We start from the raw sequence: 11,959 nt of genomic DNA, 5'->3' as shown, positions 1-11,959 counted from the left end.
TTATTATCGTTTAATATTGTTACTTTGTGTTATCAGATTATTTACCTTATATTCTATGAGTAGTATATTTCGTCTAATCTTTAACGTTCTTATTAACACCTTTAAAAAGGCGCTATAGTTATACCCTGGACCACCACTTAATGAGATTGCCGTAAGTAAAAATGTATACTCTGATTTAATCTCTTGTAAATATCTTTTTTCGTCGGTAAGGTTTACTTCATGTTCTTTTAGCCGTAATTTGGTATACAATCTTTTCCCTTTCAAATCTTTTATTTTTTCTTCTATTTCATTAATTTGTTTTTCTGAAAATTCTATGGCCCCTATGGTAGCAATCATCATAGGTAGTGATTTGAAATTTGAATTTAACTTTCTTCTACTATCATAATCTTGTTCGACTACCCTCAATTCGTCAACAAGATGTTTTTGCTCATTGATAAGACTAATCTCTTCACCTAATAAAACATTCGCAGCGATTTTTTCCCCAGCTGCAACATTATGTGTAATCGACCATGTTTGTGCTTGTGAAGATATCCATGTTATACACAGGATAACCATCAATATTAGTTTAAAGTTTTTCATTTTTTATGCAAGTTTTAATTACTTTTTCTAATGAAGACAATAGCAACAATATCCTGTCTCCTTCACTCATATAATTATCAAAAGCCAGGTAGGAATTAACTTTTTTAGACTCTCTCCCTAACATTATACCATACCTTAGCCTTATAGCCTTGGGGTTTCCAATATATTTGATATTACTAGTTGGCTCAACAATTGGATATTTTTCTTCAACAAAATCATAGCTTTCTTTGAAAAATCTTTGAATCCTGATTCCTTCACCTATATATAACTCGTTATATTTGGTAAGGAATAAATATTCTTCCGAAATTACATCTTCGACTTCCTCCAAAAACTCTTTATTTAAAACTGCAGTGGCTGTCATCTTACCATTTGTTTTAGCAATACGCCCTAAGACAGGGTTTCCTAATCCATCAGTAACAGCTCCAAAAACTTGTGCCTTTGTTTCTATAAAACCAAGCAAGACTAAAAAACCCGATAGTATAGTACATTTTAAAAATAATTTATGTGACTCCATATGTTCATTTTTAGCGATAAAAATTAGTCAATAATCATTTTGATTACCTTTTTAGCTTGTTCACTTTGATGAATATTTTTTCTAACAAAATCAAGTTTTCTATTAATTCTGGTGAGGGTAAGCATAGAATTTTGAAGCAAATTCAGTTTTTCTCCATAAATCACCATTTTATGCTGACTCTCTAGTTCTTTCTCAAGAATATCAAGATTTTCATTTATCTCTGCCAATAATTTATCATTTTCTGGTCTTTTAGAATAGTATTTGATTTCATCCAGTTCACTATTATCTAATTTTAGTTTTAGATACCTATTTCTACTCTTATCGATGTTATTATTAATCATAGAAATAATTAAGATCCCGCTATAATATGTAGCTCTTTTATTGTAGGTACTTGCATAAGAGCTTACAGCATCTGTAAGCTGGTTCTCTTCAAATTTCATAATACCATATTCAGCTGAAGCAGCTCCACTTGCTACAACTAAAGGCATATCTGTTATAGGAAGATAATTAAAATTAAAAGGTTGCGCTAGGCATGTTGTTCCAATCAAAACTAGTCCTATTAATATCACTATTTTTTTCATATTTATAATATTTGTTTTATAGTTAATGCTTGCAATATGTTGAACTTTGTTGATGAAGGCATTCGTATTACAAGAAGATCTCTAATTCAGATATCCATTTTAATAACTCTTCATCTCCCTCAGCTGCAAGTCGTATTGCTGGTAATGCCATCAAACCAAAAGTCTGCTTATCATTATTTGAATATTGCCGGATTATTTCACTACGCAGCCTATATATTTCTTGTCGATTTGCTGCCGTAATATTTTTAGAATCCAACACCTGCAAAAAAGGTAACAAACTCTTACTCAGCGCCATATTCTTCATAAGTGTCTTTTTATTTTCGGTCATGTATCTTTCGTTAGAAAATTTTGACAACAGGGCTTGTTCTGCCATACTTAATTGTAAAGTTCCGGCAGATTTAGCGATAAAACCGCTTTTACTATCATGAGGTGATACATCGTATTTGCTTTTCAAAAGTTGTTTTTCTTTCTCGATAAGCGCTCTAAGCACATTATTTATATTTTCATTTGTTTCATTTCTGATGGTTATAGCTACAATTAATTTCCCTAACTCTGTCATAGCCTCTGTATCTGTATTCGTTACATGGGTATGCCCTAGAATTTTTAATTGGGCAAAACTGTTGTATGTAGTTAATGTAATAATGCATGCGAAAATTAAATTCTTACTAAACTTCATAATGATATTTTTATTAAATTATATATAATGACTATTACCCACCCATTGTGCATTTAGGGAAAATGTTATAAAAAAGCGTCAATCCGTGGTTTTCTGTAATGAAATGAAAAAAAAATGTATCGAGAATAGCTTTTTTCTATCCAAGATTCTATTCTCGATACACTCTCCCAAGGTCGAAGTAGCCGAACTGACGAATTTTGGTCAAAACCAGTTCTAAATGCACAACAGGTTATTACCTATATTATCCTTAATAGTTTATATCTCTTTCTCCGTCTTCTTTTTCTGATTCGCGTTTAATTATTTCTAATTCTTTAATGATCATAATAGAAATAGACGCATATTTTTCCCAAATCAAATCCCTTACCCCTTTTCTCATTTTATGTCTCGGACTTACACTTAACAGCTCAAAAACCACATCATGAGAATGTTTTAGATACTTTACTCTTTCTTCGCAAAACTTTTTTTGACGACCATTTGAATAAGAGTCACACATATTGGCATAATTTATAAAGTGTACATATCTCACAGGTTTACCCAAGCTTGTTAAGCCTGCTTTTTCTGCGCCTGAACCTATAATTGTTGTACCCCAGCTTTTGCTGGTTTCTCTTTTGGACTTATCCACCGAATTCGCTGCACTTGCTTCAATTTCTAATGCTACCTTATGACCAATATCTACATAAGAAGAAGGCAATGGAAGTTGTGCCATTGTTTTTGTTACAGTTATCAAAAAAGTAAGTATTAAAACCTTTCTCATGGTTTCTTAATTTTTACAGGTTAACGATTCTTTTAATGTAGCAAGCCTACCGGCATTTATCTTATGTGTAGAGAAATTGTTCTCAACGATTTGTTCTAATAATAACAGCAGCTCCTTTTGATCACAACTGTCAATTGCTTTTTTGGACCAAAACTCATGTTGATAAAAACTATTTAATTCCAAGTCTAGTTTAGTATTTAGTTTTGTGGATGTCGTATCGACATTGCAATGCTGTTGTATCAACAATATATTGGTATCCAATTTTTCATCTAGTGTAGAAGAGTCAAAAAATCCAATACAAAAAATTATTGATACCAAAGACAATATGTTTACTAGTGTTCTCATAAACTATCTGCGCATAGATATAGACGAACTTCTGCTTCTACTTAAAGTTGTTTGTTTTGAAACTCCTTGTTCTATTTCTGCTCCAGGTTTTAATTTATTCAATGTAGTCCCGAATCTATTCCAATAATCCACCGTCTTATGTGCTTTCTTTTTATGCACTACTGGTGTTTTTAATTCTGGACCTTGATCTTTACTTTTTATATTATTACTTCTACTACTTCTAAGTTCGAATGTTTTTTTTAAGCCTAGGGCCTCAAAAACCTCTTGAAAGATGTTATGAGATTTTTTATTTTTTACTTTATCTTTTTTTTCTTTTTGCTTGTCTTGACTTTTAAATTTTAGAATTTCCTTAAAAAATTCTTCAATAAAATTCTTTCGAAGCTCTTTTTTTATCTTAGTTTTTGTTTTACCTTGTTTATTCGAATTTCCTATTAGGCTTGGCTTATCAATATTCAATGGCCTCTTTGGTATATTCTTCAAAACCAGCTTTTTTCTCACTTGTGATATAGACTTTTTTGTCTGTAGAGCAAGCCTCGCTGCTATCCTTAATAATAATGGGATCATAGTTTTTGGTTTTTGAACAGCAAAAGCTAATTTATCGGTCTATATTACTCTTGGCTTTAATAATTTTTTCCTGGGAATAACGATGGTTGTTGATCTACCTCCATTTTTTTCAATAATATCTATTTGAAGCTTTTCGTTATTATTGGGTGTGAATTTTTCAAAAACAAATGAAAACACTTCTATACCTCCCGTTCCCCTCACTTTGTCTGTTTCATTACAGATCAAAACCGGCCTTAAAACTCTTTCTTGATAAACCATATCCTGAGCATATCTTTTGTCTTTAATGAAACGAAAAAGAAAATGATCAATATTTAAATCAATAGTAGAAAAGTTTTTGATCTCCAGACGTATTGCTATATAATCACCTCTATAAAATATTCCTGAAACTTTTGAAAGCAGTAAATCTCTGTTTCCTTTTATGTTATAGTTACTCACCTCTTTTCTACTAAAATGACACATCTCATATATTCCCATTTTCTTTTGTTCATTTTTCATCAAGATATTGTTGTTGTTGTTCTGCGAGTGGTCTAATTTATAGGTCGTATTTGTGATATCTCTTTCAAAAAAAAGAGGAATAGAATAATAATCTCCATCTTGAGTAATTATGGTAATATTTGTCTTTTTCTCCTCATTTTTCTCTATAAAATCACCTCCTATGTGTTTCACTTTCACAATATTTTCTATTGTATCTGTAACAAAATAGCGTGACCCTATATCTAAATATTTAATTTTGTTCTTAAAGATTAAATGAGTAGTCTTTATATCAGAGATTGCAATTGGTTTAGTACTCTCTATCTCATCAAAAATTTCTTGTTGAGAATAAGTATTAAAACTTATCAATAACAAAATAAATAGCGATTGTGTCAGTCTCATTTTATTTTTTATTTACGATTAACAAATTCATTAAGTGCCAGTTTCATATTCTTATGTTTAGCATACCTATCAAAAATAAATTGATTTTCATTGGCGTTTGATGAGTAACAGGCGTACCGCTCTTTAGAAACACTGACTTTATATACGTTTGAAACATTACCAACTTTAATAAATACTTCTCGCTTATCTGTAGAAAACAGTTTTTCTAAATCGGCTTCATTAAAAGAAAGATGGGTTCCTAACTTATCTTTGGATGCCATTTTCTTTTTGTGCGACAATAATATCATCGTATCAGTATTATTGATCATGGCTGCCCCTGCAGAAGTCTCCAGTATGTCTTCTATATCCTGTGTTGCAATAGCAACCTCTCCGTAATGTTTTCTAACTGTCTTGTACATATATTTTATAAATTCTGCCATTTCTCCTTTAGAAATAGGTTTCCAGCATTCATCAATAAATATAGATTTCTTGATTCCTTTAAGCTGTCGTATTTTTCCCATAACTACATCTATAGAAAGCATTGTTATCAATGGAAACAAAACCGGATGATCTTTGATATTATCCATTTCAAAAACGATAAATCGCTCATGTAGTAAATCAACTGGTTGTTCAGAATTAAGGATATGTCTATACTTACCATCATAAAAGTCCCTTACAGATAAGTCAAAACTCAACTTGTCAAAATACTTCTCTTCATTGTACTCTACCCTGTTCTCCATAACAAACTCATAAAAAGTAGATAATTTCGGAAAAATGTCTGTATGCACTTTAAGATTCACATAGTATGCGTCTAAATAGAGCGTAATGATTTGCTTTTCCTCTTTAGTAAAGGAGCTTTCCCCTTTCCATAAAAACATGATCAATGATACCAGGAACTCTTTTTTATCTATATCAATTTCTCCATGGATATAAAAAGGATTGAACTCCATTGGGTGATCAACATCATAAGTATAATATTGACCTCCTACCAGTTTACATAACTTTTTGTATGAATTCCCAATATCTATCATTACAATATGATGGCCTTGTTCATAATATTGAGAAGCAATATGATTTATCAAGAAAGATTTACCAGTACCTGATGGCCCAAATATTAATCTATTTCTATTCACTATATGTCCTCTTTGTACTGGCTCATCCCATAGATCCAATCTGATAGGAGCTTCATTTTTCCTGTCGCATAATAAAATTCCATCCTTAAAACTTTCATAGTAACTTTCAAAGTTCATAAGACTTGCTGTTTGTTCAGAAATGCCTATAAATTTATATTCTTCGGGGATCCTTGTTGCAGCACCGGGTCCACTATTAAGAAATATATCTTTTATTGAATATTTGATATGATACGGCCTCATACCCATTTCTCGAAATATATTTTCTAAATTGTTTCTACTCTTTTCTAATTTCTCTTTGCTATCCTCCCAAATAATAATGTTAAAATGCTGCTTAATAAATTTTAATTCTTTGTCAATAACATTTTCCACCAGATCCTCAATATTATTGTGATTCAATTCATTCTCCTTTGATAAGAGTGACAAACTCTTGAAATTATTCATTTTCACCTTAATAGATTTGAAAACATCTTCTGATTTTTCTATATAAACAATTTGATTAAAAATGTGATTGCATTCTAATCCCAAACAGAGCGCTTGTATGTAAGGAATAAAGAAATCTGTTCGTTGTGTAGAATATTCCTTATTCCTTACATAACTATCAATGTTAATTGGTAATTCATTATTTGAAGTAATTGCATAAACCTCACCAACCTTATTACCAACCTGAATTTGCCTATCTAGAAAAATATCTTTTAATTTATTGTCACTTTTTGAGGAAAGGGAAAAGTATTTACCAAGCAGATCAATAATTTGATCACTATTAAGGCGATTCGCACTAAAGTATTCTTCTTTTGATAAAAAGGAAACGCTTATATCTATATCTGAAATAAAACCATCAATACCTTCAAGATACTTTTCATACTTGGTTGTATTATTGGTAATATTTACCTTATTCTTAGAGTCTTTTGTAAATATTAAGTAGCATTGATGAGTCAATATTGGTTTTTCAAAATAATAACTATTATCGCTACGAGATAACATATTTGTACCCCTAGCAATTGGGTCTTTTAGGTCCGTTACAAAAAAGTAATCCTGTTTTTGCATTATTGTACCCGGAGGTAATGACCCTATCAATTTATCGATAATTAAATTAATGCTATCCATTGCTTCTTTATCCAAAGAATAGATTTGAGGCATTTTTAATTCATACACCAAACTTACATCCCCAAACTTTGAGATTAACAAATCCTCTTCTATCGTATAAATAGGAAATATTTTTTCTATTTTATTTATCATTATCTTGGTTATTTATGGTTAGCCATATATGATATTTTCTGGGAACAAATACTTTTCTTTTATCAAACAATTCCCTGGAGATTTCTTTTGCAGCCGATAGTATCGCTATCTTTCCCAAGGGTTCCCTGTTATTACCTGCATTATTATCTCCGATGATAGACTGTTGTCGATACGTTTGTAATGCTGCTTTGTACACATCTTTAGAAACATTTGAAGGGATTGAAAAAATAGACCCGTGATTAAGATGAATACCTTGCAGCCCGTCATAATCATAAACATTCATATCAATCGAGAATAGTTTATTGTCTCGTTTATATTTATTGATATTAATATTCAACCTATTATCTTCTATATTCACTACCCCATAAATTACCGCCCCTTTGGGAATTTTTATATTTGATTTTGTTAGTATTATAGGTTGTTTTGTTCTTAACGCGATCGTTGATCCTTGTCTAAGCACGCCTTGATCGATGACCTCTGCCGGAATAAGATTTTCTCTTAAATCAGTATTACCCGTAGAAGATGCGCCAAAAAAATAATCTCCTTCTTTGGGAATCTTTTTTTTCTCAGGTTCTGGTACTACTACTTGAGGTGGAGCATAACCCATGTCGTATTGTGGGTTAGCTTTATTTAAGTTATTCTGTAATTCCATTAGCATTTGTAAATTTTCATCTGTACCTAGCATTTCTTCTTCATTTGTATCTGGCATTTCTTCTTCATTTGTATATTTTTTTGAAAACTTATCTTTCATTTTTTGTAAAAAAGAAAGATTATCTGCTAACGAATCGTAGCGTTCTTCATCATATGTATTTGTTTCATCATACAATTCTTTTTTTGTAGAGTTATCAAACTTCTCTACATCAAGATCAGGAGAGTCGAATTCTAAGCCTTCTGCCATTTCTCCAATCGAAGAGGTGCTGCCTGAAAACACCAATCCTTTCATAGTAAAGACCAACACTCCTAAAAGGATTACACCTACAACCGCGACAATAATTTTTTTATTAGTATCCATTTCTTATTTCTTGGGAGTAAATAATAATTTATCTTCTACATCATCAAATTTTTGTACTCGATCAGATATACTCGTATCTAAACTCTCTTTTTGCAATAGTTGTTTGTCTAATTGTAATTTATAGACTACCAAAACGGAATATGCCAGGCTAAAAATGCTACATACTATCCAAGCCCATAAATATTTTTCTGTGTGCTTTATATTTTTCATTTTTATATCATTTTTCTTTTTAGGCTCTAAAAACGTTTTACTTCCATTTTTTTTAAAAAACTCATCCAATAGCTAAAAGGATCTATCTTTTTATTTTTTTTTAAAATCTCATAATGTAAATGAGGTCCGGTAGATCTTCCTGTAGATCCTACAAACCCAATAATAGCACCCTGTTTTACCTTCTGGTTTATTTTTACCTTAGAAACCATCATATGGCCATACAATGTTTTATATCCATAGTCATGGTCAATGACAACATAGTTTCCATAACCAGATGAAAATTCTGCTTTAACAACCTTACCGTGAGCAGAAGCATATATGGGTGTTCCTTTTCTTGCAGCTAGATCTAGCCCATAATGAAATTTATTTTTCTTTAAGATTGGATGTTTTCTCATCCCATATCCAGAAGAAATTCTTTTAAAACTTTTAGATGGTAATGGAAAATAAACAGGCTTCTTTTGCAATTCCATTTTTGCATACAACCGATTTTTTCTCTTATTGTCATTGGTTTGCATATAAGCCAGATTTGTCATACAAATCATCAGAATGGCTAGTAGTATTTTTTTGCTAAGTTTCATCATCTTAAAAAAATAATAGTTATTTGATTTATCGTTCTTAGTTAGTTATCAATAACCTACCCCACTACGGCTTCTCTTCATTTGTGAACTTGGTTTTACTTCTACGGCTTTGATTTTTTCAGCATTTTATTTTTTTCCTTATCCTTGTCCTTCCTTGCTTTCTTCTTCCTTGCCTTCACCTTCTTTGCCGTCATCTCCTTTTTCTTTTTTCTCTTCTTCTCCTTTTTCTTTTTCTTCAGTCTCGCTTATTTCAGCTAGTTCGTTCGCAATAATGATATCTATCTCATCCACTATTCGTTTAAAATTGCCATCTAGTAATTCTTCTAAATTATCTTCATTGATAACAAAAGGAATGTCTTTTTTAATTTGATCAGTTCTCTTGTCTACCTTGATATGTCCCCTAAATACTTTTTGCTTTATTTCTTCTCCAAAATTATCTGCAACAATTCCTACAAACTCACCTTGAGAAAGCTGGGATATAGTTGATACCGGTATTGCAAAATCCATACTTTCATTAATACTATACGAGGTAGTACTGGTATCTACCGTCATGTTTTTAAGACGCTGTTTTTTCTTTCCAAAAATTTCCTGAAGTTTGGTAGCAGTACCGCTTCTTACAGAACCACTAAAAATATTACCTACAATATTAAAAATGGTTTCTGCTACTTTATCACCATAATCTCGCTTTAATTGTTCCAAATCCTGCATTCCAATTGTAGTTGATACTTTGTTAGATCTGGCAGTGGCGATCAAGTTATCCAATCCCATAAAATACATGGTAGGTAACTCATCGAGTATAATAGAAGATGGTAATTTATTTTGCACATTAACCACCTTTAACAATTGTGTAGAGATCAAGCCTAATGCGGGAGAATTGGTAGTTTGTGTAGTAGGAGAATTTGCTAATATCATAATCTGTGGATCCTCGGGATTATTAATATCTAATGAAGCATTAAGCTCTGGATATACGTTATTACCCATCACCCAGAATAACTCTCTTGTAGCTAATTGTGATAATGGAATTCTGGCGGTAGCCGTTTGTCCCGATAACTGCTCATAAGCTTGTTTTGCTAAGGCATCGGCAAATGGTGTCATAAAAAATCGAAGTTCGGGTCGTCTCTGAAAAACTTTAAACACTTTTTCATCGGGACAAGAGGCCAATGCTATTGCATGTGGCAGTGTACAAAATTTACCATTCTCAAATAATTTTAAAAAGTATATACAACAGGCAAAATAAGATATGGCAGATTGTGCAAAGAAATCCTTTTTTGTAATCCATTCTTTATTAAGGTTAAAAAGCACCGTTTGAGAAGCCTCTATAGCATCTGCCGTTTTACGTATGAGATTCGGACTTATTGGATTCACAAAATTAGAGCTTGGAATATCATCCAGGGAGATCACCGTAAATTTTGGTGTTACCTTATAGGTATTTTTGTAATATTCATAAAAAGCATAGGTTTCTTTTGCCAGAGAAGGAAATTTAAAATCATACACCATCATAGAGAAATTTTTCATGATATGCTGCCTAATATATTCCTCTATTACTGAGTAAGACTTACCAGATCCGGGAGTTCCTAAAACCATAGTAGCCCTAAATGGGTTTACTACATTAATCAATCCATTCTCTGTCTTTAGGTTTACAGAATATGGATTTTCTTTATATACTTTTTCTTGCTGAAAAATGAGATTCTTATTATTAAATTCATCTTTACTAGAGAAAAAATTAAAATGTTTCCTGATATGTAAAAAACTCCAGATGAACCCTGTCCAGGAAGCAAAAGTGATAATTAGATTCGCTACTAAATTGACTTTAAAACCACCACTTAATACAAACAGAGAAAAAGATATAATTACCGAAATGACATATTTTTTTAAATCAGAATCCTCTTCGGGTTTCTTTTTTAAACTTATCCCAAATGTACCGAGCATAAAAACGCCTAAAATGATAATACGTAAGAAAAATGAATTTGATAAGAAAGGTAGTTGCAGGTATACTTGTTTAATACCTTGGTTAATGCTTCTGTCTGTTAATTCTAAATTGTTCAGTTCATTATAAAACCCAGTATATACATCTACTGACAATAGTAGTAAACATGAGATTAACGCAAAGGTTATTAATATGTCAATAGAAAATTTATCTTTCATAATTACTTTTGTTTTGTTATTCGATTAGACTTAAAATCGATAGTAGAAAACCTTAATCACTTATAAAACAAATTAGCTCATCTTATACCCTATGTTTTTTTTGCTAAATATTTGTTTTTTGATGTTTTTTAATCACCTAATCGAGATATTAAATCCTTAATAATGGTGATAGAAATAATATCCATTCAAAAGATAATTTCTGATCTTCTTACGTGCTTATTGATCAAATCTCCCACGGCCTCGCTGTTCACCCAAAAGGTCCTGAGCTGGCAATCGGTCTACCACCATTATCGCAAATAGTGCCGTTCGGGCACATTTCTGGATTGTTGGACCGGCATTTGAAAACGGTACAGGGACATGTTCGACCTCTCCAGTGTCGATCTTGACGGCATCCACACACCCGCCATCAGGGGAGGCGAGGCCGTGGAATACCAAGGTCGCAAAAAGGGAAGGAACACCAACGCCTTCTTCCTTACCGATAGGCAGGGACTGCCCTTGGCCATTTCGGAACCGGTATCTGGGAACCACAATGAACTTTTTGACATCGAGATACAGTTCGAGGTGGTCACCGCTACCCTTGACGGAGCGGATATAAAAACGGAGGGGCTCTTCCTCAACGCCGATGCGGGGTTCGACTCCAAGGATTTTTCGATCGGCCTGTGCCAGAAGGGGCATCAATACCAATATATGTTTCAACAAACGTAACGGCAGTGTGGATGACAGGGACGAATATTTTGACCAGGACCTTTATGCCCAGAGGTATGCCGTGGAACGCACCAA

13 protein-coding genes are annotated in these 11,959 nt (G+C 32.3%); 1 reads left to right on the top strand and 12 read right to left on the bottom strand.

Annotation, left to right across the window (positions count from 1 at the left end; all coding sequences use genetic code 11):
- Window positions 1-3: 3 nt before the first annotated feature.
- The 12 genes from ZOBGAL_RS14685 to ZOBGAL_RS14625 all read right to left on the bottom strand — a co-directional run bounded on the left by ZOBGAL_RS14685 (window position 4) and on the right by ZOBGAL_RS14625 (window position 11,179).
- Window positions 4-579: a hypothetical protein gene (locus tag ZOBGAL_RS14685; RefSeq protein WP_046287516.1), complete on the bottom strand. Its 576-nt coding sequence runs from the start codon at window positions 577-579 to the stop codon at window positions 4-6.
- Window positions 566-1,093 (bottom strand): hypothetical protein, encoded by a 528-nt coding sequence (locus ZOBGAL_RS14680; protein WP_013994442.1) that lies wholly within the window; start codon window positions 1,091-1,093, stop codon window positions 566-568. Before ZOBGAL_RS14680 ends, ZOBGAL_RS14685 begins: the two co-directional genes overlap by 14 nt.
- A 23-nt stretch (window positions 1,094-1,116) precedes the next feature.
- Window positions 1,117-1,674, bottom strand: coding sequence for a hypothetical protein (locus ZOBGAL_RS14675; protein WP_013994441.1), 558 nt, complete (start codon window positions 1,672-1,674; stop codon window positions 1,117-1,119).
- Between the two features lie 67 nt (window positions 1,675-1,741).
- Complete coding sequence (locus tag ZOBGAL_RS14670; RefSeq protein ID WP_013994440.1) at window positions 1,742-2,350, bottom strand: hypothetical protein; 609 nt, start codon at window positions 2,348-2,350, stop codon at window positions 1,742-1,744.
- Between the two features lie 247 nt (window positions 2,351-2,597).
- On the bottom strand, window positions 2,598-3,104 hold the full coding sequence (locus ZOBGAL_RS14665) for a hypothetical protein (protein ID WP_013994439.1): 507 nt from the start codon (window positions 3,102-3,104) through the stop codon (window positions 2,598-2,600).
- 348 nt (window positions 3,105-3,452) lie between these two features.
- Window positions 3,453-4,013: a hypothetical protein gene (locus ZOBGAL_RS14655; RefSeq protein ID WP_046287513.1), complete on the bottom strand. Its 561-nt coding sequence runs from the start codon at window positions 4,011-4,013 to the stop codon at window positions 3,453-3,455.
- A 39-nt stretch (window positions 4,014-4,052) separates the two neighbouring features.
- Window positions 4,053-4,886 (bottom strand): DUF4138 domain-containing protein, encoded by an 834-nt coding sequence (locus tag ZOBGAL_RS14650; RefSeq protein WP_013994436.1) that lies wholly within the window; start codon window positions 4,884-4,886, stop codon window positions 4,053-4,055.
- 8 nt (window positions 4,887-4,894) lie between these two features.
- On the bottom strand, window positions 4,895-7,234 hold the full coding sequence (locus ZOBGAL_RS14645; protein ID WP_013994435.1) for a TraG family conjugative transposon ATPase: 2,340 nt from the start codon (window positions 7,232-7,234) through the stop codon (window positions 4,895-4,897).
- Complete coding sequence (traM, locus tag ZOBGAL_RS14640; RefSeq protein WP_013994434.1) at window positions 7,224-8,246, bottom strand: conjugative transposon protein TraM; 1,023 nt, start codon at window positions 8,244-8,246, stop codon at window positions 7,224-7,226. Before traM ends, ZOBGAL_RS14645 begins: the two co-directional genes overlap by 11 nt.
- A gap of 3 nt (window positions 8,247-8,249) precedes the next feature.
- Window positions 8,250-8,456 (bottom strand): hypothetical protein, encoded by a 207-nt coding sequence (locus ZOBGAL_RS14635; protein ID WP_013994433.1) that lies wholly within the window; start codon window positions 8,454-8,456, stop codon window positions 8,250-8,252.
- Window positions 8,457-8,482: 26 nt separating this feature from the next.
- A complete protein-coding gene (locus tag ZOBGAL_RS14630) occupies window positions 8,483-9,037 on the bottom strand; it encodes a M23 family metallopeptidase (RefSeq protein ID WP_013994432.1) in 555 nt (184 codons plus the stop codon).
- A 135-nt stretch (window positions 9,038-9,172) separates the two neighbouring features.
- On the bottom strand, window positions 9,173-11,179 hold the full coding sequence (locus tag ZOBGAL_RS14625; RefSeq protein WP_013994431.1) for a type IV secretory system conjugative DNA transfer family protein: 2,007 nt from the start codon (window positions 11,177-11,179) through the stop codon (window positions 9,173-9,175).
- 357 nt (window positions 11,180-11,536) lie between these two features.
- Here ZOBGAL_RS14625 and ZOBGAL_RS23380 point away from each other — a divergent pair, with 357 nt between their 5' ends.
- The gene (locus ZOBGAL_RS23380) at window positions 11,537-11,884 is read left to right on the top strand and encodes a hypothetical protein (protein WP_013994430.1); all 348 of its coding nucleotides are present in this window, start codon (window positions 11,537-11,539) and stop codon (window positions 11,882-11,884) included.
- Window positions 11,885-11,959 lie beyond the last annotated feature (75 nt).

The sequence above is a fragment of the Zobellia galactanivorans genome, assembly GCF_000973105.1.
In the GTDB taxonomy this organism is placed as follows: Bacteria; Bacteroidota; Bacteroidia; order Flavobacteriales; family Flavobacteriaceae; genus Zobellia; species Zobellia galactanivorans.
The sequence above is the reverse complement of the archived record's forward strand: the minus strand, read 5'-3'. Positions and strand labels throughout refer to the sequence as shown.

Coding starts and splice junctions, on each gene's coding strand:
- ZOBGAL_RS23380 (WP_013994430.1), top strand. CDS start 11,537: ATGTTCGACCTCTCCAGTGTCGATCTTGACGGCATCCACACACCCGCC.
- ZOBGAL_RS14635 (WP_013994433.1), bottom strand. CDS start 8,456: ATGAAAAATATAAAGCACACAGAAAAATATTTATGGGCTTGGATAGTA.
- ZOBGAL_RS14670 (WP_013994440.1), bottom strand. CDS start 2,350: ATGAAGTTTAGTAAGAATTTAATTTTCGCATGCATTATTACATTAACT.
- ZOBGAL_RS14625 (WP_013994431.1), bottom strand. CDS start 11,179: ATGAAAGATAAATTTTCTATTGACATATTAATAACCTTTGCGTTAATC.
- ZOBGAL_RS14675 (WP_013994441.1), bottom strand. CDS start 1,674: ATGAAAAAAATAGTGATATTAATAGGACTAGTTTTGATTGGAACAACA.
- ZOBGAL_RS14650 (WP_013994436.1), bottom strand. CDS start 4,886: ATGAGACTGACACAATCGCTATTTATTTTGTTATTGATAAGTTTTAAT.
- ZOBGAL_RS14655 (WP_046287513.1), bottom strand. CDS start 4,013: ATGATCCCATTATTATTAAGGATAGCAGCGAGGCTTGCTCTACAGACA.
- ZOBGAL_RS14665 (WP_013994439.1), bottom strand. CDS start 3,104: ATGAGAAAGGTTTTAATACTTACTTTTTTGATAACTGTAACAAAAACA.
- ZOBGAL_RS14645 (WP_013994435.1), bottom strand. CDS start 7,234: ATGATAAATAAAATAGAAAAAATATTTCCTATTTATACGATAGAAGAG.
- ZOBGAL_RS14630 (WP_013994432.1), bottom strand. CDS start 9,037: ATGATGAAACTTAGCAAAAAAATACTACTAGCCATTCTGATGATTTGT.
- ZOBGAL_RS14680 (WP_013994442.1), bottom strand. CDS start 1,093: ATGGAGTCACATAAATTATTTTTAAAATGTACTATACTATCGGGTTTT.
- traM (WP_013994434.1), bottom strand. CDS start 8,246: ATGGATACTAATAAAAAAATTATTGTCGCGGTTGTAGGTGTAATCCTT.
- ZOBGAL_RS14685 (WP_046287516.1), bottom strand. CDS start 579: ATGAAAAACTTTAAACTAATATTGATGGTTATCCTGTGTATAACATGG.